Consider the following 25,902-nt stretch of genomic DNA (forward strand, 5'->3'; position numbering starts at 1 on the left):
TAGGCTCGGCTCATGATCGTTCCTCGGGTGGCCATCGGGACGGACGTGCACGCCTTCGAGGCCGGGCGGGCGTGCTGGGTCGCCGGCCTGCACTGGCCGGGCCAGGACGGCCTGGCCGGCCACTCGGACGCTGACGTGGCGGCGCACGCCGCCTGCAACGCCCTGCTCTCCGCCGCCGGCCTGGGCGACCTGGGCGCGAACTTCGGCGTCGACCAGCCGGAGTGGGCGGGCGCGTCGGGCGTGGCGCTGCTCACCGAGAGCGCCCGGCGGGTCCGCGCGGCCGGCTTCCGGATCGGCAACGTGTCGGTGCAGGTGGTCGGCAACCGGCCCAAGATCGGCCCGCGTCGCGAGGAGGCGCAGCGGGTGCTCTCCGCGGCGGTGGGCGCCCCGGTCACCGTCTCCGCCGCGACCACCGACGGGCTCGGCTTCACCGGGCGCGGCGAGGGGCTCGCCGGCATCGCCGTGGCCCTGGTGTACGAGGCCCCGGCGGAGTAGGCCCGGCACGCTCGCCGGCCCCGGGCCCGTCCCCCGGTCGTACCGTCAGCCGCGTCGTGCCCAGGTCCAGGCGTAGGCGTCGTCCTCGCACGTCGACGCGGCGTCACAGAGGTCGAGCGGGCGGAAGGTGTCCACCATGACGGCCAGCTCGTCGAAGAAGTCCACCCCGATCGACCGCTCGGCGGCACCCGGCTGCGGGCCGTGGGTGAAGCCGGACGGGTGCAGCGAGATGGAGCCCTGCTCGATGCCGGAGCCGCGCCGGGCCTCGTAGTTGCCGCCGGTGTAGAAGAGCATCTCGTCCGAGTCCACGTTGTGGTGGTTGTACGGCACCGGGATGGCGTCCGGGTGGTAGTCCACCTTGCGCGGGACGAACGAGCAGATCACGAAGTTCGGGCCCTGGAAGGTCTGGTGCACCGGCGGCGGCTGGTGGATCCGCCCGGTGATCGGCTCGAAGTCGTGGATGGAGAACGCCCACGGGTAGAGGTGCCCGTCCCAGCCGACCACGTCGAACGGGTGGTGGGCGTAGACGTACTTCGTCCAGCCCCTGCGGTGCCGGACCAGCACCTCGACGTCCTCGCCGTCGACCAGCAGCGGCGCGTCCGGCCCCCGGACGTCGCGCTCGCAGTACGGCGAGTGCTCCAGGAACTGCCCGCGTACGGACAGGTAGCGCTTGGGCGGGCCGACGTGCCCGGCCGCCTCGACGGCGAGCAGCCGGGTCGGCTCGCCGCCGGTCGGCACCAGCCGGTGGATGGTCGAGGTGGGGATGATGACGTAGTCCCCGGCCACCGCCTCCAGCGCGCCGAACGGCGACTCGACCCGCAGCGAGCCGGACTCGAGGTAGAGGCAGTGGTCGCCGGTGGCGTCCCGGAACAGCGGCGAGGGCCGGTCGGCCAGCACGTACGCGATCCGCACGTCGTCGTTGGCGAGCAGGTACTGCCGGCCGAGCACCGGGTCCGCGCCGGCGCCGTCGAGCTTGTGGGTACGCAGGTGCCGCGGCTTGAGTGGCAGGTTCGGCACCCGGCTGAACGCGGGCGGGGTGAACTCCTCGGCGGCCACGATCGCGGTCGGCGCGTGGCGGTGGTAGAGCAGCGACGAGTCGGAGGAGAAGCCCTCCTGGCCGACCAGCTCCTCGGCGTAGAGGCTGCCGTCGGGCTGACGGAACTGGGTGTGGCGCTTGCGGGGCACCTCGCCGACGCTGCGGTAGTACGGCATCTCGCCTCCCGATATGTCCCGTTCTCCGGCCGGTGACGTCCGATAATCGGACGCTGTTGTCCGTTCCTCGTAGCGTCCCGTACATTCTTGTCTCGTGTCAACGCAGGTGCCCCGCCTCCTCGCCGGCCTGGTCGACGACGCCGCGGTCTTCCCGCCCGGCAGCGCGTCGCTGCCGGACGCGGTGATCGCGCACCGCCGGCACCGCGCCGCCTGGTACGCCGACCTGGTCGGCCCGCTGCTGCTGCCCGCCTCGGCGATCACGGCCGGGGAGCTGAGCGGCCTGGTCGACCCGGCCGAGGGCTTCGTGATCGGCCTCATCGGCGACACCGGCGTGGCGGGGCTGCCCTTCGCGCTGTCGTTCCTGACCCCGGACGGCGTGACCGCCCGGCAGGTCGAGGCACCGGTCGCCAAGCGCGGCGAGGATCCCCAGCCCGGCCTGGCCGACCTGCTCAAGCTCGCCGAGCGGCTGGCCGGCACCCCGGTCTACGCGGAGATCCCGCTGACCTTCGGGCTGATGGATGCCCTGGACTCCCTCGCCGAGGCGCGGGCCGGCGGGCTCCCGGTCGCGGCCAAGTTCCGCACCGGCGGGCTGGCCGCCGAGCTGTTCCCGACCCCGGGCGAGCTGGCGGCGGTGATCTGCGCCTGCCGGGACCGGGAGCTGCCGTTCAAGCTGACCGCCGGGCTGCACCACGCGCTCCGCCACCGGGACTCCGAGACCGGCTTCACCCACCACGGCTTCGTCAACGTGCTCGCCGCGACCCTGGCCGCCACCGGGGGCGCCGAGGTGGCCGACGTCGCCGACCTGCTCGCCGCCACCGACCCGGTACGCGTGGTCGAGCTGGGCCGGGCGCACCGGGACGCCGAGCGCCCGCTCTGGGTCGGGTACGGCTCGTGCAGCATCTCCGAACCACTGACCGATCTGATCCGGCTTGGGCTGGTGAACGGGGGCTTCGAGGAATGACCTGGGTGACGGGTGCCGAGGGATCGTCGTACGGGGTGGCCAACCTGCCGTACGGGGTGTTCCGGAACGGCGAGCACGGGCCGAGGGTCGGCGTACGCATCGGCGACTTCGTGCTGGACCTGGCCGGCGCGGAGGCCGCCGGGCTGGTGCTGGCCGCCGGGGCGCTCGGCCGGCCCACGCTGAACGACTTCATGGCGCTCGGCCGTCCGCAGTGGACCGCCGTCCGGCAGCGCGTCACCGAACTGCTCACCGACGCCGCGCACCGGCCGGCGGTGGAGCCGCTGCTGGTGCCGCTGCGCGAGGTGGAGCTGCTGCTTCCGTTCGAGGTGGCCGACTACGTCGACTTCTACTCGTCCGAGCACCACGCGGCCAACGTCGGGCAGATCTTCCGGCCGGGCCAGCCGCCGCTGCTGCCGAACTGGAAGCACGTGCCGATCGGCTACCACGGCCGGGCCGGCACGGTGGTGGTCTCCGGCACCCCGGTGGTCCGGCCCACCGGGCAGCGGGCCACCGCCCAGGGTCCGACCACCGGCCCCTCGGTGCGGCTGGACATCGAGGCGGAGGTCGGCTTCGTGGTCGGGGTGCCGAGCCGACTCGGTGACCGGGTCGCCGTCGCGGACTTCGCCGACCACGTGTTCGGCGTGGTGCTGGTCAACGACTGGTCCGCCCGGGACATCCAGGCGTGGGAATATCAGCCGCTCGGCCCGTTCCTCGGCAAGTCCTTCGCCACCTCGGTCTCGGCGTGGGTGACCCCGCTGGACGCGCTGGCCGCCGCCTTCGTACCCGCTCCGGACCAGGACCCGCCGGTGCAGGACTACCTGCGCGACGTCCCGCACCTCGGGCTGGACCTGGCCCTCGCGGTCGACTGGAACGGCGAACGGGTCAGCGAGCCGCCCTTCGCCACCATGTACTGGACGCCCGCCCAGCAGCTCGCCCACCTCACGGTCAACGGCGCGTCGCTGCGCACCGGTGACCTCTACGCCTCCGGCACCGTGTCCGGCCCGGAGCGCGGTCAGGTCGGCTCGTTCCTCGAGCTGACCTGGGGTGGGGTCGAGCCGGTCAAGTTCGCCGACGGTGCCACCCGGACCTTCCTCGAGGACGGCGACACGGTCACCGTCACCGCCACCGCCCCCGGCCCGGACGGCACGACCATCGCCCTCGGCGAGGTCACCGGGACCGTCCTCCCACCCCGCTGACCTGGCCTTCGTACCGCCGGACCCGGTCGCACCCGCTGTGCGACCGGGGTCCCGGGTAGTTCCGTTGATCGTCCCGGGTCCGCCGCCGGCTGGCGCGGCGGCCCCGGCCGACGGCGCGGCACGGCGTCGCCGGCCCGTCGTGTGGGACGTCCCAGCGGAGAAGGAGGCACCGAGCATGACCGATCTCGCGGGCGCAGTCTGGCGCACCAGCAGCCGCTCGAACGATCAGGGGTTGTGCGTCGAGGTGGCGGACAACCTGGCCCGGACCGCGGGCGTGGTCGCGGTACGCGACTCCAAGGACCCGTCCGGCCCGGTGCTGACCGTGAGCCCGCCAGGCTGGACCGCCTTCGTCGAGGCGATCCGGGACGGACGGTTCCGGCCCTGACCGGCCCGTCCGCCGGCCCTGACCGGCCCCGTCCGCCGGCCCTGACCGGCCCGTCCGCCGGGCGTGACCGGCCCCGTCCGCCGGGCCGCTACAACCCGCCACCCCGCAGAGAGCGGCCACCGCCGCCGCAACCCGCCACCCCCGTTGAAACGGTCACCGGCGGCGGAAATTCCGCCGCCGGGCTCCCGTCGCGACCTCACTCGCCGTACCGTGGGCGGTACGGGAGGTGTCATGTCGACGGTCGCGGTCACCCAGCTCATCGAGGCACCCGCCGTCGATGTCTGGCGGCTGCTGGTCGACCTGCCGGCCCGCGCCGGCTGGCTCTCCGCGGTCAACACCGTCGAGCTGCTCACCCCGGGCCGCCTCGCGCCCGGCACCAGCTGGCGGGAGACCCGCCTCCGGCCCGACGGGAGCGCCCAGGCGGAGGACTTCGTCGTGCTGGAGGCCGTCCCGGCCCGGCGGCTGGTGCTCAGCTCGCCCGGCATCGGCGTGGACTACCGGATCACCTGGACCCTGCGTACGGTGCGGCGGCGCTGCCGGGCCCGCACCGCGGTCACCGTGCGGCAGGAGGCGACGCTCACCGCCCCGTACGGCCGGGTCCTCGCCCTGCTCTTCGGTGGTCTGGCGGCCCGCGCGGTCGAGGCGGCGTTCCGGCGCGACCTGGCCGACCTCGCTCGGGCCGCCCGTCCCCCGGCCCCCGCGGTGGCGGCCTGAGATCATGGCGGCCGGCATCACCTGACAGGGACTTTCCCGGCTGCCGTCGGTAGGGTGCCGACCGGAGGTGCGGCATGGGGTTCCCGAAGGGGCGGCAGGCAGCTGCGGCCCTGGTCGCGGTGCTGCTCGGCGTCGGGGCGGCGGCGGTCGTCGGGCACCGGGTCCTCGCCCCGGCCGAGGTGGAGACGGCCGCCCGGGCCGGCTACCCGGCGGCGGTCACGCCGGCCGTCGGGGTGGTGGGTCGGCTGCCGGTGGCCCCGCTGATCGTGGACGGGCGGCTCCGCGTCTACGCGGCCGACCGCCAGGTGTACGCCGACCAGCCGGTCGACCGCGGATACCGGGTCACCCCGTACTGGTCGTACCGGCGCTGGCCGGCCCGGCTCAGCGGGGTGGTGGCCGACGGGACCACGGTGGTCAGCCACTGGTCCGACGGGAAGCTGGTGGCGCTGGACGCGCGGACCGGGCGGGTCGCCTGGCGCGCCGACGCCGCGGAACCGGGCCTGCTGCCGAACCCCCGCCGCACCTACGCCGCGACCGTCTGGGAACCGTCCGGGCTTTCCGTGGCCCGCACCCCGACCGGCCGGACCGTGCTGGTCGTGGCCGGTGCCGGGCAGCTCGGCGGGTACGACCTGGTCGACGGCAGCCGGCTGTGGCGGGTCGACCAGGAGCGGGGCTGCCTGGGTGCTGCGGGCACCACCGCCGACGGTGAGGTACTCGGGCTGGCCAAGTGCGCCGGGCCGGAGACGGTCGAGTTCCGGGACGCGGTCACCGGCGCGCTCCGTACCCGCTGGCGTCCGCCGGGCGCCCCGGACGAGTTCGTGGTGACGCCGGTCGGCTGCCGGCAGGGCCGCTCCGGCTGCCGTGGGCTGCGCATCTCAGGTGGCGATGGCAGCGGCCAGGGCTGGCTGGTGGGCACCGGCGTCCCGCTGGCCGCGCCGGGTCTCGACGGGGTGGACACCGCACTCGACGGCGAGCGGGCCGTCGGCACCTCGGCGGGCGTGGTGACCGGCCGGTCCGCGCGTACCGGTGCGGAGTTGTGGCACCGGGCCGACCTCGGCCCGGTGCGGATCATCGCGGTCGAGCCGGGCCGGGTGCACCTGCTCACCGAGCGGCGGGACCTGGTGACCCTCGACCCGGCCACCGGTGCGGAGCGGTCCCGCTTCGCCCTGACCATCGGCGCTGACGGGATCGACTGGCAGCCCGGCCGGGCGTACGCCACGGGCGGCTACGTGGCGGTGGAGCGGTCCCGCGAGGGAGCCGGCCCGGACGACGACGACCAGGCCTACTTCCGGATGGCCGAGCCGGTGCTGCTCGCCGCCACGTGACGCGGACGTGTTGGTCCGCCCGCCGCCGCGGACGGGTTAGGAAGGGGCCCCTGTACAACGCCAGGCGTTAAGAAGGGGCCCCTCCTTTCGGTCAGGACAGGGCGGACTCGGCGGCGGCGAGGAAGGCGTCGTTCTCGGCCGGGGTGCCGATGGTGACCCGGACGCCGTCACCGGGGAACGGCCGGACGATCACCCCACGCGCCTCGCACGCCTTGCCGAACTCGACGGCCCGCTCGCCGAGCGGCAGCCAGACGAAGTTGGCCTGGCTGGCCGGCACGTCCGGGACCAGCTTGCGCAGCGCCTCGGTGACCCGGTCCCGCTCGGCGACGACCAGCGCGCAACGCCGCTCCACCTCGTCGGCCTGAGCCAACGCGGCCAGCGCGCCGGCCTGGGCCGCCATGCTGGTGGAGAACGGCGTGACGACCTTGCGTACGGCGGCGGCCACGGTCGGCTCGGCGACCAGCCAGCCGATCCGCAGGCCGGCCAGCCCCCACGCCTTGGAGAGCGTGCGCAGCACGGCCACGTTCGGGCGGTCCAGGTAGCTCAGGCCGTCCGGCACCTCCGGGTCGGTGACGAACTCCCGGTACGCCTCGTCGATCACCACCAGCACGTCGTCCGGCACCGTGTCGAGGAACCGGTCCAGCTCCGCCTTGCGGACGGCGGTGCCGGTCGGGTTGTTCGGGTTGCAGACCAGGATCATCCGGGTCCGGTCGGTCACCGCCGCCGCCATCGAGGCCAGGTCGTGGCCGTGGCCGGCGTCGTTGGGCACCCGCACGCTGGTCGCGCCGCTGGTCGCCGCGATGATCGGGTACGCCTCGAACGACCGCCACGAGTAGAGCAGCTCGTCGCCGGGGAGGCAGGTGGCCCGGACCAGGTGCTCGGCGAGCGCCACCGAACCGCAGCCGGTGGCGATCCGGTCGGCGTCCACGCCGTACCGCTCGGCGAGGGCCTGGCGCAGCGCCACCACGCCCATGTCCGGGTAGCGGTGCGAGCCGGCGACCGCCTCGGCGACCGCCTCCACCACGCCCGGCAGCGGGCCGTAGGGGACCTCGTTGCTGGCCAGCTTGATCGCCTCGGGCAGGCCCAGCTCGCGGGCCAGGTCGGCGGGGCTGCGCCCGGGCACGTAGTTGGGCAGTGCGTCCAGGTCGGCGCGGGTCAGCCGGAGCGGAGGCTGGTGGCGTGCGGCGTCGGTCATTCGGTGTCTCCCGGGGGATGGGCGCGGTCGCGCGAGGTGGTACGGGTGTCGGGCCTGGTGTGGGGCAGCTGGACCACCACGGTCTGCGCCCGCTTGTCGTGCAGGGCCTGGCGCAGCGGCTGGTCGAAGAGCGCGGAGACCGCGTCGACGAACTGGAGCACCAGCCCCAGGCCGCAGCAGAACCAGAGCAGGGTCGGCAGGCCGAGGGTGCTCCATCGTCGGGTGGCCCGGCCGAAGCCGAGCGGCTGGTCGGCCTCGACCGGCAGGGCGCGTACGCCCATCACCCGCTTGCCGAAGGTCTGTCCGCGCGTCGCCATGGAGGGCACCTCGTACGCGAACCAGAGCGCGGTGGCGATCACCAGGATGGCGACCTGGAGCCCGCCGGCCTGCTCGCCGATGGTCGGCAGACCTTCGGTGGAGGTGTTCCCGGCCAGCGTCCGGCGCACCGACTCGCGCACGTACGGCGAGATCTCCTCGACGTAGCGCCAGACGAACCAGCCGTTCACCGCCGCGTTCAGCAGGACCAGCACCCCGAAGTCGATCAGGCGGGCGACCAGCCGGGCGCCGTACGAGGCGAGCGGCAGCCCGTGCGGGCGCGGCACCGGCGGCCGACCCGGCCAGGTCGGGTACGGCCAACCCGGCGGCGGCCCCGACGGGTGCCCCGGCCCGGGCGGGTAGCCCGGCCACTGGCCGCCCACCGGCCCCTCGGGACGCGGCCCGGCACCGGGTGCGCCCGGCTGCTCCGGGTAGGGCCGGGCACCGCGTGCGCCCGGCTGCTCCGCATGCGGCCCGTCGGGCGGCGAGCCGGGAGCGGCGGTGGCCGGTGCGGCGACAGGAGCCGGCTCGGGCGGCGGGGGACCCTCGGGCGGGGTGGCGTCGACCGGGATCGGCGCACCCATCCAGCCCTCGCCGTCCCAGTACCGTCGGGTCTCGGGGTCGGCGGGGTCGACGTACCAGCCGGGTTGCACGCTCACGGCCGTACCTCACTCCTCGCGCTCACGGTGCCACCTCAGCTCGCGGCTGCGGGGCTCGCAGACCCGGCTCACTCCTCGCGCTCACGGTGCCACCTCAGCTCGCGGCTGCGGGGCTCGCAGACCCGGCTCACTCCTCGCGCTCACGGTGCAACCTTAACGACGACCGTGCCGGCGAACTTGTCGTGCAGGCACTGCTGCCAGGGCTTGTCCCAGAGCTGCCAGAACCCGTCGACGTAGTTGAGGAAGGGCACCAGCGACCCGGCGACGAACTCGACCAGGTACCGCTTGCCGAGCGTGCCCCGGGTCAGTGGCGCGTTCGGGTCGAGCGGGACGATCCGGAGCTTCATCACCTTCTTGCCGAGCGTCTGGCCGGTCCGGCGGGCGTACTCGACGTGGTAGAGCCAGTAGAAGACGAAGAGGACCAGGAACAGCCCGAGCTCGGCGAGCAGCAGCGGAACGATGAAGTCACTGATCATCCGGGCCGGGTCCGGCTCGTTCATCGTCCCGTCCGGGTTGACCTTCATCAGTTCGGTGAAGGTGCGGAACCAGATCCACAGGAAGACCGGCAGGAAGAGCACCAGCGACACCAGGCTCGCCACGGCAGTGTCGATCAGCCAGGCCAGTAGCCGGTCGGTGAAGCTGGCGAGGGGCTGTCCGTTGGGTGCCACCGGGGGTGGCACGACACCCGGGTACGGCGGATGGGCCGGTGGGGGATAGCCGGGCGGTCCGGCGTACAGCGGTGGGAGGTACTGCGGTGGCACCGGAGGTCGCATCGGCCCGTGGCCGGAGGGGGGTGCGAAGCCGCCGCCCGCGGACGGGGGCCCGGCGGGCGGCGGCGTGGTCGGGGGAGGCTGGGTCACGCGGACAGTGTTACAGGTTGCCGCGCTTCTCCTGCTCCCGCTCGATCGCCTCGAACAGGGCCTTGAAGTTGCCCTTGCCGAAACCGAGCGAGCCGTGCCGCTCGATCAGCTCGAAGAAGACGGTCGGGCGGTCCTGCACCGGCTTGGTGAAGATCTGCAGCAGGTAGCCGTCCTCGTCCCGGTCGACCAGGATCTTGCGGGCCTTCAGCTCCTCGATCGGCACCCGCACCTCGCCGATCCGGGCGCGCAGCTCCGGGTCGTCGTAGTACGAGTCCGGGGTGTCGAGGAAGTCGACGCCGGCGGCCCGCATCGCGTCCACGCTGGCCAGGATGTCGTTGGTGGCGACGGCGATGTGCTGGGCCCCCGGGCCCTGGTAGAACTCCAGGTACTCGTCGATCTGCGACTTCTTGCGGGCGATCGCCGGCTCGTTCAGCGGGAACTTCACCTTGCGGGTGCCGTTCGCGACCACCTTGCTCATCAGGGCGGAGTAGTCGGTGGCGATGTCGTCACCGATGAACTCGGCCATGTTGGTGAAGCCCATGACCCGCTTGTAGAACTCGACCCACTCGTCCATCCTGCCGAGCTCCACGTTGCCGACCACGTGGTCGACGGCCTGGAAGAAGCGCTTCGGCTGGAGGCCGGCGTCGATCATCGGCTGCCGGTCCACGATCGGCCCGCGAGCCACGAAGCCGGGCAGGAACGGGCCGGTGTAGCGGGACCGGTCGACCAGGGTGTGCCGGGTGTCGCCGTACGTGGCGATGGCCGCCAGCCGGACCGTGCCGTGCTCGTCGGTGACGTCGTGCGGCTCCACCAGGCCGGTCGCGCCCTGGGCGGTGGCGTGCGCGTGCGCGGCGTCCACGTCCGGCACCTCCAGCGCGATGTCGGAGACGCCGTCGCTGTGCTTCGCCACGTGCTCGGCGCCCTCGGCGTCCGGGCGGACCGCGCCGGTCAGCACGAACCGGGCCGAGCCGCTGGTCAGCACGTACTGGGCGTGGTCCCGGTAGCCCTGCTCCGGGCCCCGGTACGCCACACAGGTCATGCCGAACGCGGTGGAGTAGTAGTGGGCGGCCTGCTTGGCGTTGCCCACCAGGAAGTGCACGTGGTCGAGCCCCTTCACCGGGAACGGGTCCCGGGTGATGTCGTGGTCGACGGCGCCGACGAGGGCGTCGGCGTCGACCTCCTCGGTCGACTCGGGTCGGTCGATCGCCTGGGTCATGGTGGCCTCCCTTGCGTACCGGCCGGCCTCGTGGGCCGCCGTTGGTGTGCTGTTGTGGCGAGGATCGCGGTGCCGCCGCCGGTTGGGCAACAGTTCGCCGAAATGCTGGTCAGGTTGCGCATTCGGTAAAGTGAAACACCATGAACGCTGGTCAGAATGTACAGCTCGACGAGCTGGATGCGCGGCTGCTCACGTTGCTCGCCGAGGAGCCGCGGATCGGCGTGCTGGAGTGCTCCCGGCGGCTGGGGGTGGCCCGGGGCACCGTCCAGGCCCGGCTGGACAAGCTGGTCGACCGGGGGGTGATCGGCGGCTTCGGCCCGGAGATCTCGCCGGCCGCGATCGGCTTCGGGGTGACCAGCTTCGTGACCCTGGAGATCAGCCAGCGGCACGGCCACGACCCGGTCACCGCGCACCTGGCCGCCATCCCGGAGGTGCTGGAGGCGCACACCATCACCGGCTCCAGCGACGTGCTCTGCCGGATCGTGGCCCGGTCGAACACCGACCTCCAGCGGGTGATCGACCAGATCGTCGCCTTCGAGGGCATCCGCCGCGCCTCCACCATCATCGCCCTAGCCGAGCAAATCCCCTACCGCACCCTCCCCCTAATCCACTCCGCAACCCACTAACCCACTAACCCCCCCGCCCCCTCCCTCCCCCCGTCCCTCCCCTCCCCCTCGGCGATCTTGCAGTTGCTGCCCCGCATTTCGGGCCGATGGGGCGAAGTAGGGGCCGGAACTGCAAGATCGGCGCGAATGGGGGGCGACACGCACGTGCGGGGGTTCGGGGCGGGGGTGGGCGTCGCTACCGTGTGCGGTGTGACGGGCCGTGGCGTACGTGGGGGGGTGCTGCTGGGGCTCATCACCGTGGTCGTACTCGCCGCCACCGGCGTGTGGAACCCGTTCCCCGGGATGTGGGACTGGATCGACCGGAGCGAGCCGATCTCCGAGCCGGACGTGGTCTGGCAGCAGCGGATCGGCGGCACGCCGAAGAGCGTCACCATCGCCGGCGACACCGTCGTCGTGGAGCAGCGGACCCGGGTGGAGGCGCGCAGCCTGGCCACCGGCAGCCAGCTCTGGGAGCGTAAGGCGGACTGGGCGGCCGTCGCCGGCGGCGACCGGGACCCGGTCATCGCCGTGGGCAAGCTCCTGGTCAAGGGGTACGAGCTGCTCGACCCGACCACCGGCGCGGTCCGCCGCCGGGACGACGAGGCGGTGGCGGTCTGGACCTACCGGAACATCCTCCTCGACGCGCGCTGCGTACAGGCGACCGACTGCACGCTGAGCGCCTGGGAGCCGCGCGGCACGAAGCCGTTGTGGACCGCGTTCCTGCCCGGCGTGCACACCGGACTGCTCGCCGACAACCCAGAACTGCTCGGCACCCGGCGGCTGGGCGCCCCGCGCATCGACGACGGGGTGGCCGGGCCGGAGGCGGTCCCGCCGCTGCTCGGCTTCCCGGTCGACGGGCGGGTGCACGTGGTGGACACCGCCACCGGCCGGGTGCTGCAGAACGTCCAACCCGGCCGCGACGAGCGGCTGGCGGTGATCGGTGGCCGGCTGCTCCGGATCGCCGCCACCTCCCGCGACGGCAACTGCTACTTCGTCATCACCGCCGTCGACCCCGCCACCGGGCGGGAGGTGTGGCGGCGGGCCGGGGTGAACCTGCGGACCGCGGACTACGCCGGCTGCGTGCAGCGGGAGGACCCGCAGGGCGCCCGGAACGTGCTGATCGGGATCGCCCCGGACGGCCGCGAGGCAGTGATCGACGGGTACGACGGCCGGCTGCTCCAGGTCGGGGCGGACGGACAGAAGCTGCTCGCCGTCGACGACCGGTACGCGCTGGTGCGCAGCGCCGACAAGAGCGCCGTCCTGGGGCGGGAGCTGTCGGTCGACCGGGACCAGTGGACCCGACCGGCCAGCGGAAAGAGCGGCGCGGCCCTCACCCCGTACGCGGCGGTGATCGCCGACGAGAAGCCGTCCCGGCTGACCGCGGTCGACCCGCGCACGGGGCGGGAGCTGGTGACGCTGCGGACCGCGGCGAACGCCCTGGCGGTCGGCCCGAACGGCATGATCATCGGGGAGGGGCGGGAGATCGGGTACGTCCGCTGGGGCACCGGCAGCTCCGGCGCGCCTGCCCCGGCCGAGGGGGACGCTCCCGGACCGAATCCGGGCGTCACCTACGCGCCCCCGTCCGACCAGGGAAGCTGTGGACCAAAGCGGGAACTCTGCGCCGGCGGTGGGTGAGAGCGGCATCCCAGGAGCACCCCGGCGGGTGCCACTGATCGACACGTCTGCCCTAGGCTCTTCGGACATGAGCAGTGCCGCCGCGTTCTCGTACGCCCCCTTGCTGCCGACCGGTCCCGACCAGACCGAATATCGCCTGATCACCGACGAGGGCGTCGATGTCGTCAACGGCCCGGGTGGCCGTCGGTTCCTCACCGTGGAGCCTGCCGCGCTGACCGCGCTGACCGCCGAGGCGATGCACGACATCGCCCACTTCCTGCGCCCGGCGCACCTGGCCCAGCTCCGGTCGATCATCGACGATCCGGCGGCCTCGCCGAACGACCGGTTCGTCGCGCTCGACCTGCTGCGCAACGCCAACATCGCCGCGGGCGGCGTGCTGCCGATGTGCCAGGACACCGGCACCGCGATCGTGATGGGCAAGCGTGGCCGGCACGTGCTCACCGACGGCACCGACGCCGAGGCCGTCTCGCGCGGCGTCTACCAGGCCTACACCCGGCTCAACCTGCGCTACTCCCAGCTCGCCCCGCTGACCATGTGGGAGGAGCGGAACACGGGCAGCAACCTGCCCGCCCAGGTGGAGCTCTACGCCGAGGACCCGGACGGGCACCCGGACGCGTACAAGTTCCTCTTCATGGCCAAGGGCGGCGGCTCGGCCAACAAGTCGTACCTCTACCAGGAGACCAAGGCGCTGCTGAACCCGACGCGGATGATGCAGTTCCTGGAGGAGAAGCTGCGGCTGATCGGCACGTCGGCCTGCCCGCCGTACCACCTGGCCATCGTCATCGGCGGCACCTCCGCCGAGTACGCGCTGAAGACCGCCAAGTACGCCTCCGCGAAGTACCTCGACACCCTCCCGACGCAGGGCTCGATGAGCGCCCACGGCTTCCGTGACCTGGAGCTGGAGGCCGAGGTGCTGGAGCTGACCCGCAACTTCGGCATCGGCGCGCAGTTCGGTGGTCGCTACTTCTGCCACGACGTACGGGTGGTCCGGCTGCCCCGGCACGGCGCCTCCTGCCCGGTGGCGATCGCCGTCTCCTGCTCCGCCGACCGGCAGGCGGTCGCCAAGATCACCCCGTCGGGGGTGTGGCTGGAGCGGCTGGAGACCGACCCGGCGCGCTACCTGCCGGACGTCACCGACGCGCAGCTCGACGCGTCCGAGGTCGTCAAGGTCGACCTCAACCGGCCGATGGACGAGATCCGGGCCGAGCTGTCGAAGTACCCGGTCAAGACCCGGCTCTCGCTGTCCGGTCCCCTCGTGGTGGCCCGGGACATCGCACACGCCAAGATCGCCGAGCGGCTGGACGCGGGCGAGCCGATGCCGCAGTACCTCCGCGACCACGCCGTCTACTACGCCGGCCCGGCCAAGACCCCCGAGGGCTACGCCTCCGGCTCGTTCGGCCCGACGACGGCCGGCCGGATGGACGCGTACGTGGAGAAGTTCCAGGCGGCCGGCGGCTCGATGGTGATGCTGGCCAAGGGCAACCGCTCCGCTCAGGTCACCCGCTCCTGCCAGCAGCACGGTGGCTTCTACCTCGGCTCGATCGGCGGCCCGGCCGCCCGGCTGGCGCAGGACTGCATCAAGCACGTCGAGGTGCTCGAATACCCCGAGCTGGGCATGGAGGCGGTCTGGAAGATCGAGGTGGAGGACTTCCCCGCCTTCATCGTCGTGGACGACAAGGGCAACGACTTCTTCGCCGAGGTCACCAAGCCGGTGCTCACCATCGGCCGCACCTGAGGATTATGAGAATCCTAAGACTGCTGAGTCTTTGGGATTGACCAAGATTCCCACCTCCTCTGCTCTTTCTGGCGGTAGAGGAGGGGTGGGCGCATGCCGTCAATCGATGTTGATGACGACACAGACCGGTACCTGGCATTCGCCGCAAGTGTCTCCGGGCTGACGAAGGGGCAGGTGGTAGCCCGGCTGGTTGCGGACGCGCGGGCGCGGGCGGAGTCGTCGCCCGGTGCCTCCCGTGGCGAAAAGGAGCCTGCCGCGGTCAGTGTCTACGCCGACTACGCCGGTCACCGCACGTATGCCTCGTTCATCCCAGGACCAGGGCGCATCGAGATCACTTCGGGGCCGCTCGCTGGTCAAACGTTCAAGACGCCGAGCCAGGCTGCCCGGCAGATCGTCCAGCACTACAACCCTGAGGTAAGCCCACACCGTAACGGCTGGAATTTCTTCCTCCTGGCGGAAACCGGAGCGCCCCTCCAGACGCTCAGGCACCGGTGAGGTGGGCGTGGGCCCGCACATCTTCGTCGATGAAACCAAGGAGCGGGGCCTCGTCCTCGCCGCAGTCGCGATGGATCAGCACCGGTTGGTCGCTGCGCGGCAGGCCGTTGCTCGGCTTACCCTGCCTGGTCAGCGCAGCATCCACTTCTGCAAGGAGCGGGATGATCGGAGGCGGGCGATTCTTGCCGCGCTGCGGGGGCTCGATATTGCGGTTGTTCTCTACGACGCCACGGATTACCGCGACCACCGGATAGCTCGCGAGGTGTGTCTGCGGGCTCTGATCACCGATGCTGCCAAAGTCGCCGCAGAGCGAGTGGTGCTGGAACTGGACGAATCCCGCCGTAACGCCGATGTCCGCATTCTTAACGTTGAGATGCGGCTAGCCGGCGTCGCCGGGCAGATGCGCTACGACCACCTTCGTGCACACGAGGATGGCCTCCTGTCGCTGCCTGACGCCCTTGCCTGGTCGTGGGCCCGGGGTGGGGAATGGCGAGCCACGATACGGCCGATGGTGAGCGAGATCCGGCGAGTCTGAACTCGTGTAGAAACGCGAGACCCGGCCCACCCACCGTCCGGAAGGCTGCCGGGTCCACTTCCAGGAAGCTACTGCTCCTGGCGGTTGAATGATACCCACTCGTCTGGCCTGCCCTCAACGGTCGGCGCCATCGACGTCGGTGCGCCCAACCGGGAGGGGGGGATTCCCGGTGGGCGCACCGCCCCCGTCGGATGCCGTCACCGACAACCCGGAACGAGTTTCGGGCCTGGCACTGTCGATCGACTATCAGATCGCTATCGTCCGAGCGCGGCGATCCGTGACAGCCGGGCTACCCTGCTGGAAGTTGCACAGGAAGGCGTGCGGGGAGCAGATGCGGTTCGGAATCCTGGGGCCCCTGCGGCTGGGCGATGGCGAGACCACCGTCACCGCGGGGCGGGACCGCACCGTCCTCGCCATGCTGCTGCTGCGGGCCGGCCGCTCGTTGCCCATCGAGGAGCTGATCGACGCGGTCTGGGAGGAGCGGCCGCCGGCCACCGCCCGCACCCAGCTCCAGATCTGCGTGTCGCGGCTGCGGCAGCGCCTCGCCCTGCTCGGGCTGCCGCCGGAGACCATCGTCACCGACCCGGTCGGCTACGGCATCCGGATCGCCCCGGACGACCTGGACGCGGAGGTCTTCGCCCGAACGGTCGAGGCGGGGCGGGCCGCCGTGGCCGCCGGGCAGCCGATCGAGGCCCGTCGACACTACCGGGCCGGATTGGCCCTCTGGCGCGGGCCGGCGCTGAGCGGCATCACCAGCCGGAGCGTACGGCGACGGGCCCAGACGCTGGACGAGCAGCGCCTCGCCGCGCTGGAGGAGTGCGTCGACGTCGAACTGCGGCTGCGCCAGGCGCCCGACCTGATCGACGAGCTGACCGAGAGCGTGGACCGGCATCCGCTGCGGGAACGGCTGCGCGGCCAGCTCATGCTCGCCCTCTCCGCGGTGGGCCGGCAGGCGGACGCGCTCGCCGTCTACCGGGAGGGCCGCCGCATCTACGCCGAGGAGCTGGGCATCGAGCCCGGTGCGGCGTTGCAGGAACTGCACCAGCGGGTGCTCGCCGGCGACCTGGCGTTCGGTGGCCCGGAGAGCCGCGCCACCGTCCCGGTCCGCTCGCTGCCCCGCGCGATCGGCGACTTCACCGGGCGGCAGCAGACGTTGGCCCGGCTGGTGCGGGAGATCGAGGAGGACGGGGCCCGGATCCAGGTCATCGACGGGATGGCGGGCAGCGGCAAGACCACGCTCGCCGTGCACGTGGCGGCCGCCCTCGGCGACCGTTACCCCGACGCGCACCTCTTCCTCGACCTGCACGGGCACAGCGAGCGTAGTCCCCTGACCCCGGCCGCCGCGGTGGCGATGCTGCTCCGCCAGCTCGGCGTCCCGGCCGAGCGGGTGCCGCTCGACCTCGACGACCGGCTGGCGATGTGGCGTACCGAGCTGGCCAACCGGCGCGCCCTGGTGGTTCTCGACAACGCGGCCGACACCGCGCAGGTGGCGCCGCTGCTGCCGAACGGGCCGGACAATCTGGTCCTGATCACCAGCCGACGCCGGCTGATCGGGCTCGACGACGGGCGGCCGTCGTCCCTGCCGGTGCTGGATCCCGACGAGGCGGTCGAGCTGCTCGCCCGGATCGCCGGCCCCGAGCGGGTCGCCGCCGAACCGGGCGCCGCCGCCGAGGTGGCCCGGCGCTGCGGTCACCTGCCCCTGGCGATCCGGTTGGCCGGCGCCCGCCTGGCCCACCGTCCGAGGTGGCGGATCGCGGACCTGGCCGAGCGGCTGGCCGGCGGGCGGAACCCGCTGTCCGAGATCGCGGCGGGGGAACGCTCGGTGGGGCGGGCCTTCGCCCTGTCGTACGCCCAGGTGTCGTCGGGCGCACAACGGATGTTCCGGCTACTCGGGCTGCACCCCGCCGTACGGTTCGACAACCGGGTGGCCGCCATCCTCACGGACCTGCCCCTGCCCGCCGCGCAGGACCTGCTCGACGAGTTGGTCGATGCCCATCTGGCGGAGGAGGTGGCGCCGGGGCGGTATCGGCTGCACGATCTCATCGTCGAGTACGCCCGCACCCTGCTCGCCGAACCGGCGCACGCCGACGAACGGCGGGCCGCCGTGCAGCGGCTGCTCGACTACCACCTGCACGTGGCAGGGGTGCTGGCCCGGCAGAACGAGTCGACCGGTAGCCGGCACCTGCCCGCGCTGCCCCCACCGCCTCGGCCGGATCTGGTCGAGGCCGCGGTCGCCCAGGGCGTCGCCTGGTTCGACGAGAACCGGGCCACCCTGACCGCGCTGGTCCGACTCGCCGAGGCGGACGGGATGCCCCGGCACTGCTGGCAGCTCACCCGGGTCTGCTGGCATCACCATTACCAGGTCGGTTACCTGGACGAGTTGATCGAGATGCACACCATCGGCCTCCGCGCCGCCGAGGCCCTGGGGGACCAGGCCGCCGTCGCCATGATGCTGAACTACCTGGCCTCGGTCTACTACCGCCAGGCTCGGTTCGCGGAGGCGATCCGCCTGACGGAGGTGGTCCTCGACCTGCGCCGTGGGCTGGGACTGCAGCGGGAGGTTCGCGACACCCTGTGGAACCTCGGGGCCGCGTACTGCGCGCACGGCGAGTACCGCCGCGGCCAGGAGTACTTCGACGCGTCGCTGACGATGATGCGCGGCCCGGAGGATGCCGGAGAGCTGAGCAACCTGCTCAACAACCTCTCCTACGGCCTGGCGCAGTGGGGGCGCTACGAGCAGGCGCTGCGGTTGGCGCGACACCATCTCCTGTCCGCCCGGCAGGTGGGCGACCTGGGGATGATCGCCTACGCCCTCGGGCACATCGGAATCATCCGGCACCGGATGGGTGACTCGGGACCGGCCCGCCGGCTGCTGCGGATGGCGCTGTACCTGAAGCGCAAGTCCGGCAACCGGTACGGCCAGGGCGAGGCGCTCAACGAGCTCGGCGTGATCGAACGCGAGGCCGGCCGCCCCGAGCAGGCCGCGGCGATGCACCGGGAAGCGCTGGCGGCGATGCGCGACGCCGGGGACCGGATCGGGCAGTACGCCTCGCGGAACCTGCTGGCCCAGGCGATCCTCGAGCAGGGGGACGCCAGCAGCGCGCTGGACCTGCACCGCCGGGTGCTTGCCGACGCCACCCGATTGGGCGCCCGCTACGAGCAGGCCCGGGCCTTGGACGGGATGGCCCGCTGCCTGCGCGGCACCGACCTTCAGCAGGCCCGGACGTACGCGAGCCGGGCGCTGGCCCTGTTCCGGCAGGTCGAGTCCCCGGATCTGCGGAGGAGCGAGCAGTTGCTGGCCGAGCTGGGCTGAGCCCCGCAGCGGCCCGGCTTTCCCTGCGGGCCGGCAAACAGCGCGGCAGGATGGTACGCGTGACGACTCCAGAGGCGACCGGCTACCGGATCGAACACGACTCGATGGGCGAGGTGGAGGTGCCCGCCGAGGCGTTGTGGCGGGCGCAGACCCAGCGCGCGGTGCAGAACTTCCCGATCTCCGGGCGGGGTCTGGAACCGGCCCAGATCAAGGCCCTGGCGCAGATCAAGGGGGCTGCCGCCCAGGTCAACGGCGAGCTGGGCGTGATCGGGGCGGACGTCGCGGAGGCGATCGCCACCGCCGCCGCGCACGTGGCCGACGGCGGGTACGACGACCAGTTCCCGGTGGACATCTTCCAGACCGGCTCCGGCACGTCGTCCAACATGAACGCCAACGAGGTGATCGCCACCCTGGCCAGCCGTGAACTGGGCCGGAACGTGCACCCGAACGACGACGTCAACGCCTCGCAGTCCAGCAACGACGTCTTCCCGACGTCGATCCACCTGGCCGCCACCCAGTTCGTGGTGGAGGATCTGATCCCCTCGCTGAAGCACCTGGCCGGGGCGCTGGAGGAGAAGGCGGCCGAGTTCGAGACGGTGGTCAAGGCGGGGCGTACCCACCTGATGGACGCCACCCCGGTCACCCTGGGCCAGGAGTTCGGCGGGTACGCCGCCCAGGTCCGCTACGGCGTCGAGCGGCTGGAGGCGGCGCTGCCCCGGCTGGCCGAACTGCCGCTCGGCGGCACGGCCGTGGGCACCGGCATCAACACCCCGCTGGGCTTCGCCGGCAAGGTGATCGAGAGGTTGCGCGCCTCGACGGGCCTGCCGCTGACCGAGGCGCGCAACCACTTCGAGGCGCAGGGCGCCCGGGACGCGCTGGTGGAGACCTCCGGCCAGCTCCGCACCATCGCGGTCGGCCTCTACAAGATGGCCAACGACATTCGCTGGATGGGCTCCGGCCCGCGCGCCGGCCTGCGGGAGCTGCGCATCCCCGACCTCCAGCCCGGCTCGTCGATCATGCCCGGCAAGGTGAACCCGGTGGTCGCCGAGGCGGTGCGGCAGGTCTGCGCCCAGGTGATCGGCAACGACGCCACGGTGGCGTTCGCCGGCTCGCAGGGTGACTTCGAGCTGAACGTGATGCTCCCGGTGATGGGCCGCAACCTGCTGGAGTCGATCAAGCTGCTGGCCGCCTCGAGCCGGCTCTTCGCCGACCGCCTGGTGGCCGGCCTGGTCGCGGACGCCGAGGTCTGCCTGGCGTACGCCGAGGGCTCGCCGTCGATCGTGACCCCGCTCAACCGCCACCTCGGGTACGACGAGGCCGCCTCGATCGCCAAGGAGGCGCTGGCCAAGCAGGTCTCGATCCGGGAGGTGGTGATCTCCCGGGGGCACGTCGCCTCGGGCAAGCTCAGCGAGAGCCAGCTCGACGAGGCCCTCGATCTGCTCCGGATGACCCACCCCTGACCGGGGCTCACGGCGTACCCCGTCGCCGCGCCCAGGAGAGGAACCGGTCGAAGAGCGCCGCCGGGGCGGGGGCGTCGTCCGGGTGCAGCCGGTACAGGTCGGCCGTCGCCTCGTGCAGCACACCACAGAGGTAGACGCTGAGCCCGACCGGATCGGCCGCGTACTCGGCGACCAGGGCGAGCCGGGCGGCGGCGCACGGCCAGGGCGCGGCGCACGCCCGGCAGACCCACAGCGGGCGCAGCGGCAGGTGCGGTCGGGCCGCAGCCCTGCGCCGGTCACCACCGGCCGCCGTTGGCCCGCCAGGTCTGCGCGAGGGTGAGCCGTCCGGCGCGGCCGACCTGCGGGTTCGCCACGGTTGCCCGGGCCCATGGTGGACGGTTCGGGGGCGGCGGAGGTGTGACCGGCTCGGTCGGCACGGGCGTGTGCCGGTCCGGGCAGGTGCGCCAGCGCAGGCCGCAGGAGCAGTACGCCCGCAGCCCGCGCCAGACGCGGCGGTGTCGCGGCGCGAGGGGGACGGGGCGCTGGTTCGAGGACGGCCGAGGCATGTCTGTTGTCCCTCCTACAGAGCTGAATCGTTTGCGACATCACCCCGGCTGGCGGGACCGCCCGGCCGGGGGAGCGGGCGGTCCCACCGCGACGCCGTGCCCGGGGGGTCGAGCGGCGAGCGTCGCGCTTCACAGTCTGCTGACGACACCACTACGGTCGGAAGGGTTTGTCCGCGCTGTCCGAGGCACTGTGGGCGGGGCCGGGTTGCCGGTGGCGCGGCGCTGGAGTGGATCACCCCGGTCCTGGAGGGCGGTTGGAGATGGCGGGCGGGCAGATGACCGCGGCGGCGTTCCTGGTGGCGGAGTTGCGCCGGGCACGGGTTCGCCGGGGCTGGAGCCAGGACGAGCTGGCCAAGGCGCTCAACTACTCACCGTCGATGGTCAGCGCCGTGGAACTCGGCCAGCAGCCACCCAATCCGAAATACCTGGAACAGTTCGACAAGGCCCTCGACACCGGCGGCCTCTTCGGCCGGATGCTCACCGACCTGGTCAGCCTGGACCGGGCCCAGCCCTGGCTACGCGGCTGGCGGGCAATCCTGGCGGAATCATGGGCCCTACGCTGGTTCGACCCGCTGCATGTTCCAGGTCTGTTGCAGACCGAGGCATATGCACGGGCGGTCTTCGAGTCCGATCCGCTGCTCAACCCGGACGAGGTCGAGCGGCGGTTAACAGATCGGATGGACAGTCAAGGGGTGCTCTATGCGGAGCGCCCACCTCGGCTCGTAGCGGTGGTGGACGAGTCGGTGCTGCGCCGGCGGGTGGGCGGCCGGAAGGTCATGTTCGAGCAGGTCTTGCACCTGGCCCGCCTTGCCGCTGAGCATCCACACGTCCGGATCCACGTCGTGCCGTGCTCTGCCGAGGAGTACCCGGGTTTGAACGGCCCGTTCATCCTCGCCAGCATGGCCGACGGAGCGGAGTTGGCCTTTCTGGGGGGCCAGATCGGCGGGCAGGAGCTGGATCGGCCGGCCGATCTCATGCGGCTGCAACGGACCTGGGAAGCTACCCTCGCCGTGGCGCTGCCGCCACAGGAATCGATCGAGCGGCTGAGGGAATTGGCGGAATCATGGAGTTGACCGGCGCTCGGTGGCACAAGAGCCGCCGGAGTGGTTCCAATGACCAGTGTGTCGAGGTGGCGACGAACCTGCCTGGTGTGGTCGGCGTGCGGGACAGCAAGGACCCGGCCGGGCCGGTGCTCACCTTCGACCCGTACGCCTGGCGGACCTTCGTCGCCGCGCTGACGCGGTAACCCCGTCGCGCGACGCCGCGGCGAGGGGCGCGAGGTCGAGTACGAGCTGCGCCGGCCGGACCGGCCCGCGGTGCGTCAGGAGTGGGCCGCCGCCTTGCGGGCCCGGTAGGCGCTGACCGCGGCCCGGTTGCCGCAGCCGGCGTCACAGAACCGGCGGCACCGGTTCTTCGACAGGTCGACCAGGACGTTGTCGCAGTCCGGGTGGGCGCAGATGCGCAGCCGGCTCAGCTCGCCCATGCGGACCAGGTCGGCCAGCGCCATGGCCGCCTCGACCGCCATCCGGGTCGCCAGCGGCGCGTCGCGGGGCACGGCGTGCACGTGGTACGGCTCGTCGTCGTGCCGGATGAGCTGCGGCATCGCGCGCGACTCGCGGAGCAGGCCGTTGACGATGACCACCACCTCGTCGATGTCGGCGTACCAGATCCGGCGGAGCCGGGGCCGCAGGGCGTGGACCTCGCGCAGTTCGGCGTCGGTGTGCTCGTGCCGGCCGGTCCAGCCGTGGGCGGTGATGAATTGGTCGAGGGCGGCCACGTCGGGCAGCCCCTCCCGGTCCGGGCCGGCGGTGTTTACCAGCCCGGCGGTGGCGACCAGGCCACACTCGGTGTCATGGGCGAAACGCAACTTGACTCCTGTCAGGATGCCGGCCTAGCGTCATGAGCATAACCGCGTTTCACACATGACCGGTCGTACGGATCTAGGAGCTGTCGATGCGTGAACGGACCGGCGTCGGCCTTGGCCTGGCCCTGATCTCCGCGCTCACCTTCGCCACCTCGGGCACCTTCGCCCGTTCGCTGATCACCGGCGGCTGGTCCGCGGAAGCGGTCGTGCTGGCCCGGATCGGCATCGCGGCGCTGGTGCTGGCCGTCCCGGGCGTGCTGGCACTGCGTGGCCGATGGCGGGTGCTGCGCCGCAACGCCGGCACGGTCGTCGTGTTCGGAGTGCTCGGCGTGGCAGTGGCCCAGGCGTGCTTCTTCAACGCGGTCCGCTACCTGCCGGTGGGCGTCGCGCTCCTGCTGGAATACCTCGGCATCGTGCTGGTGGTCGGCTGGATGTGGCTGGTCCACGGTCAGCGGCCCCGGCTGCTCACCGTGGCCGGGTCGTTGACCGCGCTCGGCGGGCTGGTGTTCGTGCTGGATCTGACCGGCGCGGGGCGGCTCGACCCGATCGGGGTGCTCTGGGGGCTCGGCGCCGGGGTCGGGCTGGCCGGCTACTTCGTCATCGCCGGCCGGGTCGACGCCGCGCTGCCGTCCGTGGTGATGGCCAGCGGCGGCATGGCCGTCGGTGGGCTGGCGCTGGGCCTGCTCGGCGCGGTAGGGGTGCTGCCGCTGCGGGCCGCCGCCGCCGACGTCACCTTCGCCGGGCACCAGGTCAGCTGGCTGGTGCCGATCGCCGGCCTGTCGCTGATCGCGGCCGTGGTCGCGTACCTGACCGGCGTCGCCGGCGCCCGGCTGCTCGGTGCGCGACTGTCCTCGTTCGTCGGGCTGACCGAGGTGATGTTCGCGGTGCTGATCGCCTGGCTGGTGCTGGGCGAGTTGCCGAGCCCCGTCCAACTGCTCGGCGGCGCGCTGATCGTCGCCGGAGTCGCCCTGGTCCGGCTGGACGAGCTGCGCGTCGCACCGGAGGCGGCCCCGCCCGCTCCCACCGAGCCGGCGCTGGCCGGCGAGCGATGAGCAGGCCGCGCGGGTCGTCTTCGACGCCGACGAAACCCTGCTGGCGGCGGCCGGGCTGCCGGCCGAGCTGATCGTGTACGTGGGGGACTCGCCGGAGCATTTCCCGGCCCCGCTTGATCGGACCTCACGGCCGCCAGCCTCGGGAGGACAGGGCGGCGCGGACTTCCCGGACGACCGCGGGGAACTCCTGATGTAGGCGGCGGCTCGTCACATGCAGCACCAGCCAGCCAGCCGTGACGAGCTGGTTCAGTCGCCGCCGGTCCCGGTGGAGCTGGTCCGGGTCGACGTGCCAGTGACCGTCGTACTCGACAGCGACCCGGAACTCGGGCCAGGCCAGGTCCGGATGCAGCACCAGACCGGACAGCAGACGAACCGGGTGCTGCGCCAGCGGCCTGGGTAGCCCGGCGAGCACCAGGCGAACCCGCAGCGCCGACTCGGCCGGAGACCCCGCTCGTGCGTCAGCCAGGCCAAATATCCAGCGTGCCCGCCGCCCGCCCGGACGCTCGGCATTCCGGTCACCAGTTTCGGCGAGCGCCGCCGGGGTGGTGAGGCCCCGGCCGAGCAACGCGTCGACGATCCCGACCGCGCGGATCGGATCCAGCCAGACAGCGGTTTGCCAGGCGGCGTCCGCCGGCCCGGTCCGCATCGGTGGGTCGGCCGCGAACATCAGGGGCGTGTTGGTCGACCGTGCCTGCCACGACGGCTCGCGCGGCAGCTGACCGGATCGGGCGGGCACGGGCAACGGCACCGTGAGCAGTGTCGAGTGAACCCGGAGCCCGCGCTGACTTCGCAGCCCGGCCGGGCGGGGCGCGAGCACATGGACGTCGTCGGTGAATCCGGCGGCATGCTCGATGCCGTGCAGGTACGCGGACGACGGCCCGGCGATCAGTGCGTCCGACGGCAGTTGCAGCGACACCGCCCGACAGGCGAGCGCGTGGTCCCGGTCGAGGCGGGCGTCGGCATAGACGTCGTGGCGCACCCGAACCCATGCCGAACTGCGAAGCTGATGCGTGGTGAGCAGACCACGCCGAACCACCTCGGAACCACGGAACACGCGCCAGGCCAGGATGTCCGGCCGGTGTGGTTGAGCAGGCATGCGATCAGCCTGCAGACCTGGGACCGCTCACCGACACCCCTGTGGACAACCGTCGGCCTGCCGTTGCCGCCGGCCTGTGGACGACCAGCACCACGGCCGTCGGCTGTGCTACGTGAGATCAACTCGATGTGCCGCAACCTGTGGTCTCCGGGGCAGCTGAGACCACAGGTTGCCGCACACGGAGTCGATCAAGCTCCGGTCAGGGCGGAGTCGATCAAGCTCCCGGCAGGGCGGCGGCGATCAGGCTCCGGTCAGGGCGGCGGCGATCGCCTGGGCGGCCGCGGTGACCTGGGCGCCGACCACGTCCACGTCGAGCGGGGCCAGCGACACCACCCCGACGCTCGCCTCCAGACCGGGCACCCCGAGCACCGGGGCGGCCACCCCGTACGCCCCGGACTGCAGCTCACCGCTGGTGCTGACCGGGCCGGTGGCACCCGCCCGGCCGGCCAGGATGGCCCGCCCGGCTGCCCCCCGCTCCAGCGGGTGCCGGGACCCCGTCCGGTAGGCCACGTGGAACGACGTCCAACTCGGCTCCACCACCGCGAGGGCGACCCCCTCGCCACCCTCGACCACGGTCAGGTGCGCGGTCGCGCCGGCCTGCTCGGCCAGCCGGCGCAGCGCGGGCAGCGCCCCCTCGGCGAGCAGCGGCTGGGCCCGCCGGGCCAGGTGCAGCACGCCCACGCCGAGCCGCAGCCGGCCCCCGCCGTCGCGGCGCAGCATGCCGTGGTCGACCAGCGCGCCGACCAGCCGGTAGACCGCGGCCCGGCCGATGCCCAGCCGGTTCGCCGCCTCGGTGACGGTCAGCCCACCCGGCGCGTCGGCGACCAGGTGCAGCAGGCGCAGCCCCCGGTCCAGGGTCTGGGCCGTCTCTCCCGCCCGTGCCGCCGTGTCCACAGCACGCAGCGTACGACCCGGCTCCGGACGACCGCGAAACGCGTGGACGGCTACCCTTGTACGGTGACGCTGCGCCTGTATGACACCGCCACCCGAACGGTCCGGGACTTCGTCCCCAGGGAAGCCGGCAAGGTGGGCGT

The 25,902-nt window shown here is 72.7% G+C and carries 26 protein-coding genes; 16 read left to right on the forward strand and 10 right to left on the reverse strand.

The genetic code is table 11. The features are described 5' to 3' along the window. Positions 1-12: 12 nt before the first annotated feature. Positions 13-495 carry a 2-C-methyl-D-erythritol 2,4-cyclodiphosphate synthase gene (gene ispF / locus ABZ570_RS23135; RefSeq protein ID WP_358067194.1) on the forward strand — a complete coding sequence of 161 codons (483 nt, stop codon included), beginning with the start codon at positions 13-15 and terminating at the stop codon, positions 493-495. 45 nt (positions 496-540) lie between these two features. Here ispF and ABZ570_RS23140 read toward each other — a convergent pair whose 3' ends face one another. Beyond that, positions 541-1,707: a homogentisate 1,2-dioxygenase domain-containing protein gene (locus tag ABZ570_RS23140; protein WP_358067197.1), complete on the reverse strand. Its 1,167-nt coding sequence runs from the start codon at positions 1,705-1,707 to the stop codon at positions 541-543. A 94-nt stretch (positions 1,708-1,801) separates the two neighbouring features. Between ABZ570_RS23140 and ABZ570_RS23145 the strand changes: the two genes are divergently transcribed. The 5 genes from ABZ570_RS23145 to ABZ570_RS23165 all read left to right on the forward strand — a co-directional run bounded on the left by ABZ570_RS23145 (position 1,802) and on the right by ABZ570_RS23165 (position 6,288). Then, a complete protein-coding gene (locus ABZ570_RS23145) occupies positions 1,802-2,668 on the forward strand; it encodes a hypothetical protein (RefSeq protein WP_358067201.1) in 867 nt (288 codons plus the stop codon). Further along, the gene (fahA, locus tag ABZ570_RS23150; RefSeq protein WP_358067203.1) at positions 2,665-3,864 is read left to right on the forward strand and encodes a fumarylacetoacetase; all 1,200 of its coding nucleotides are present in this window, start codon (positions 2,665-2,667) and stop codon (positions 3,862-3,864) included. The genes ABZ570_RS23145 and fahA overlap by 4 nt, the downstream gene beginning before the upstream one ends. A gap of 175 nt (positions 3,865-4,039) precedes the next feature. Continuing rightward, positions 4,040-4,249, forward strand: coding sequence for a DUF397 domain-containing protein (locus ABZ570_RS23155; RefSeq protein WP_358067206.1), 210 nt, complete (start codon positions 4,040-4,042; stop codon positions 4,247-4,249). Positions 4,250-4,480: 231 nt separating this feature from the next. Beyond that, the gene (locus tag ABZ570_RS23160) at positions 4,481-4,963 is read left to right on the forward strand and encodes an SRPBCC family protein (RefSeq protein ID WP_358067209.1); all 483 of its coding nucleotides are present in this window, start codon (positions 4,481-4,483) and stop codon (positions 4,961-4,963) included. A gap of 74 nt (positions 4,964-5,037) precedes the next feature. Then, on the forward strand, positions 5,038-6,288 hold the full coding sequence (locus tag ABZ570_RS23165) for a PQQ-binding-like beta-propeller repeat protein (protein ID WP_358067212.1): 1,251 nt from the start codon (positions 5,038-5,040) through the stop codon (positions 6,286-6,288). A gap of 91 nt (positions 6,289-6,379) precedes the next feature. Here ABZ570_RS23165 and hisC read toward each other — a convergent pair whose 3' ends face one another. The 4 genes from hisC to hppD all read right to left on the reverse strand — a co-directional run bounded on the left by hisC (position 6,380) and on the right by hppD (position 10,533). Next, positions 6,380-7,483: a histidinol-phosphate transaminase gene (hisC, locus tag ABZ570_RS23170; RefSeq protein ID WP_358067215.1), complete on the reverse strand. Its 1,104-nt coding sequence runs from the start codon at positions 7,481-7,483 to the stop codon at positions 6,380-6,382. Beyond that, positions 7,480-8,457: an RDD family protein gene (locus ABZ570_RS23175; protein ID WP_358067218.1), complete on the reverse strand. Its 978-nt coding sequence runs from the start codon at positions 8,455-8,457 to the stop codon at positions 7,480-7,482. Before ABZ570_RS23175 ends, hisC begins: the two co-directional genes overlap by 4 nt. 140 nt (positions 8,458-8,597) lie before the next feature. Then, complete coding sequence (locus tag ABZ570_RS23180; RefSeq protein WP_358067221.1) at positions 8,598-9,317, reverse strand: RDD family protein; 720 nt, start codon at positions 9,315-9,317, stop codon at positions 8,598-8,600. Between the two features lie 10 nt (positions 9,318-9,327). Continuing rightward, positions 9,328-10,533 carry a 4-hydroxyphenylpyruvate dioxygenase gene (hppD, locus tag ABZ570_RS23185; protein WP_358067224.1) on the reverse strand — a complete coding sequence of 402 codons (1,206 nt, stop codon included), beginning with the start codon at positions 10,531-10,533 and terminating at the stop codon, positions 9,328-9,330. Positions 10,534-10,673: 140 nt separating this feature from the next. On the opposite strand from hppD, the gene ABZ570_RS23190 reads away from it, so the two are divergent. The 7 genes from ABZ570_RS23190 to ABZ570_RS23220 all read left to right on the forward strand — a co-directional run bounded on the left by ABZ570_RS23190 (position 10,674) and on the right by ABZ570_RS23220 (position 20,311). Further along, a complete protein-coding gene (locus ABZ570_RS23190; RefSeq protein ID WP_358067227.1) occupies positions 10,674-11,159 on the forward strand; it encodes an Lrp/AsnC family transcriptional regulator in 486 nt (161 codons plus the stop codon). A gap of 231 nt (positions 11,160-11,390) precedes the next feature. After that, the gene (locus ABZ570_RS23195) at positions 11,391-12,773 is read left to right on the forward strand and encodes a PQQ-binding-like beta-propeller repeat protein (protein ID WP_358067261.1); all 1,383 of its coding nucleotides are present in this window, start codon (positions 11,391-11,393) and stop codon (positions 12,771-12,773) included. A 67-nt stretch (positions 12,774-12,840) separates the two neighbouring features. After that, positions 12,841-14,508 carry a fumarate hydratase gene (locus ABZ570_RS23200; RefSeq protein ID WP_358067229.1) on the forward strand — a complete coding sequence of 556 codons (1,668 nt, stop codon included), beginning with the start codon at positions 12,841-12,843 and terminating at the stop codon, positions 14,506-14,508. A gap of 93 nt (positions 14,509-14,601) precedes the next feature. Continuing rightward, positions 14,602-15,003 carry a hypothetical protein gene (locus tag ABZ570_RS23205; RefSeq protein WP_358067232.1) on the forward strand — a complete coding sequence of 134 codons (402 nt, stop codon included), beginning with the start codon at positions 14,602-14,604 and terminating at the stop codon, positions 15,001-15,003. Between the two features lie 7 nt (positions 15,004-15,010). Further along, complete coding sequence (locus tag ABZ570_RS23210; RefSeq protein ID WP_358067235.1) at positions 15,011-15,538, forward strand: hypothetical protein; 528 nt, start codon at positions 15,011-15,013, stop codon at positions 15,536-15,538. A gap of 331 nt (positions 15,539-15,869) precedes the next feature. Next, positions 15,870-18,851 (forward strand): BTAD domain-containing putative transcriptional regulator, encoded by a 2,982-nt coding sequence (locus ABZ570_RS23215; protein WP_358067237.1) that lies wholly within the window; start codon positions 15,870-15,872, stop codon positions 18,849-18,851. Between the two features lie 50 nt (positions 18,852-18,901). Beyond that, on the forward strand, positions 18,902-20,311 hold the full coding sequence (locus ABZ570_RS23220; RefSeq protein ID WP_358067240.1) for a class II fumarate hydratase: 1,410 nt from the start codon (positions 18,902-18,904) through the stop codon (positions 20,309-20,311). Positions 20,312-20,318: 7 nt separating this feature from the next. Here ABZ570_RS23220 and ABZ570_RS23225 read toward each other — a convergent pair whose 3' ends face one another. Beyond that, positions 20,319-20,558 carry a hypothetical protein gene (locus ABZ570_RS23225; protein WP_358067264.1) on the reverse strand — a complete coding sequence of 80 codons (240 nt, stop codon included), beginning with the start codon at positions 20,556-20,558 and terminating at the stop codon, positions 20,319-20,321. 28 nt (positions 20,559-20,586) lie between these two features. Next, entirely contained in the window at positions 20,587-20,856 is a 270-nt protein-coding gene (locus ABZ570_RS23230) for a hypothetical protein (RefSeq protein ID WP_358067243.1), read from the reverse strand. A 260-nt stretch (positions 20,857-21,116) separates the two neighbouring features. On the opposite strand from ABZ570_RS23230, the gene ABZ570_RS23235 reads away from it, so the two are divergent. Next, positions 21,117-21,929: a helix-turn-helix transcriptional regulator gene (locus ABZ570_RS23235; RefSeq protein ID WP_358067267.1), complete on the forward strand. Its 813-nt coding sequence runs from the start codon at positions 21,117-21,119 to the stop codon at positions 21,927-21,929. Continuing rightward, positions 21,920-22,102: a DUF397 domain-containing protein gene (locus ABZ570_RS23240; RefSeq protein ID WP_358067246.1), complete on the forward strand. Its 183-nt coding sequence runs from the start codon at positions 21,920-21,922 to the stop codon at positions 22,100-22,102. Before ABZ570_RS23235 ends, ABZ570_RS23240 begins: the two co-directional genes overlap by 10 nt. Before the next feature lie 75 nt (positions 22,103-22,177). Here ABZ570_RS23240 and ABZ570_RS23245 read toward each other — a convergent pair whose 3' ends face one another. Then, on the reverse strand, positions 22,178-22,723 hold the full coding sequence (locus ABZ570_RS23245) for a CGNR zinc finger domain-containing protein (RefSeq protein WP_358067249.1): 546 nt from the start codon (positions 22,721-22,723) through the stop codon (positions 22,178-22,180). Positions 22,724-22,809: 86 nt separating this feature from the next. On the opposite strand from ABZ570_RS23245, the gene ABZ570_RS23250 reads away from it, so the two are divergent. Next, positions 22,810-23,772 carry an EamA family transporter gene (locus ABZ570_RS23250; RefSeq protein ID WP_358067252.1) on the forward strand — a complete coding sequence of 321 codons (963 nt, stop codon included), beginning with the start codon at positions 22,810-22,812 and terminating at the stop codon, positions 23,770-23,772. 124 nt (positions 23,773-23,896) lie between these two features. Here the strand turns inward: ABZ570_RS23250 and ABZ570_RS23255 are convergent, their stop codons facing one another. Both ABZ570_RS23255 and ABZ570_RS23260 read right to left on the reverse strand, forming a co-directional pair. Further along, positions 23,897-24,868: a hypothetical protein gene (locus ABZ570_RS23255; protein ID WP_358067255.1), complete on the reverse strand. Its 972-nt coding sequence runs from the start codon at positions 24,866-24,868 to the stop codon at positions 23,897-23,899. Positions 24,869-25,108: 240 nt separating this feature from the next. Next, entirely contained in the window at positions 25,109-25,762 is a 654-nt protein-coding gene (locus tag ABZ570_RS23260; RefSeq protein WP_358067258.1) for a helix-turn-helix domain-containing protein, read from the reverse strand. Positions 25,763-25,902 lie beyond the last annotated feature (140 nt).

This window comes from Micromonospora sp. NPDC007271 (assembly GCF_040634005.1).
Lineage (GTDB): Bacteria > Actinomycetota > Actinomycetes > Mycobacteriales > Micromonosporaceae > Micromonospora.

Coding starts and splice junctions, on each gene's coding strand:
- ABZ570_RS23250 (WP_358067252.1), top strand. CDS start 22,810: ATGCGTGAACGGACCGGCGTCGGCCTTGGCCTGGCCCTGATCTCCGCG.
- fahA (WP_358067203.1), top strand. CDS start 2,665: ATGACCTGGGTGACGGGTGCCGAGGGATCGTCGTACGGGGTGGCCAAC.
- ABZ570_RS23160 (WP_358067209.1), top strand. CDS start 4,481: ATGTCGACGGTCGCGGTCACCCAGCTCATCGAGGCACCCGCCGTCGAT.
- ABZ570_RS23205 (WP_358067232.1), top strand. CDS start 14,602: ATGCCGTCAATCGATGTTGATGACGACACAGACCGGTACCTGGCATTC.
- ABZ570_RS23140 (WP_358067197.1), bottom strand. CDS start 1,707: ATGCCGTACTACCGCAGCGTCGGCGAGGTGCCCCGCAAGCGCCACACC.
- ABZ570_RS23255 (WP_358067255.1), bottom strand. CDS start 24,868: ATGCCTGCTCAACCACACCGGCCGGACATCCTGGCCTGGCGCGTGTTC.
- ABZ570_RS23200 (WP_358067229.1), top strand. CDS start 12,841: ATGAGCAGTGCCGCCGCGTTCTCGTACGCCCCCTTGCTGCCGACCGGT.
- ABZ570_RS23230 (WP_358067243.1), bottom strand. CDS start 20,856: ATGCCTCGGCCGTCCTCGAACCAGCGCCCCGTCCCCCTCGCGCCGCGA.
- ABZ570_RS23240 (WP_358067246.1), top strand. CDS start 21,920: ATGGAGTTGACCGGCGCTCGGTGGCACAAGAGCCGCCGGAGTGGTTCC.
- ABZ570_RS23165 (WP_358067212.1), top strand. CDS start 5,038: ATGGGGTTCCCGAAGGGGCGGCAGGCAGCTGCGGCCCTGGTCGCGGTG.
- ABZ570_RS23220 (WP_358067240.1), top strand. CDS start 18,902: ATGGTACGCGTGACGACTCCAGAGGCGACCGGCTACCGGATCGAACAC.
- ABZ570_RS23190 (WP_358067227.1), top strand. CDS start 10,674: ATGAACGCTGGTCAGAATGTACAGCTCGACGAGCTGGATGCGCGGCTG.
- ABZ570_RS23235 (WP_358067267.1), top strand. CDS start 21,117: ATGGCGGGCGGGCAGATGACCGCGGCGGCGTTCCTGGTGGCGGAGTTG.
- ispF (WP_358067194.1), top strand. CDS start 13: ATGATCGTTCCTCGGGTGGCCATCGGGACGGACGTGCACGCCTTCGAG.
- hisC (WP_358067215.1), bottom strand. CDS start 7,483: ATGACCGACGCCGCACGCCACCAGCCTCCGCTCCGGCTGACCCGCGCC.
- ABZ570_RS23215 (WP_358067237.1), top strand. CDS start 15,870: ATGCGGTTCGGAATCCTGGGGCCCCTGCGGCTGGGCGATGGCGAGACC.
- ABZ570_RS23155 (WP_358067206.1), top strand. CDS start 4,040: ATGACCGATCTCGCGGGCGCAGTCTGGCGCACCAGCAGCCGCTCGAAC.
- hppD (WP_358067224.1), bottom strand. CDS start 10,533: ATGACCCAGGCGATCGACCGACCCGAGTCGACCGAGGAGGTCGACGCC.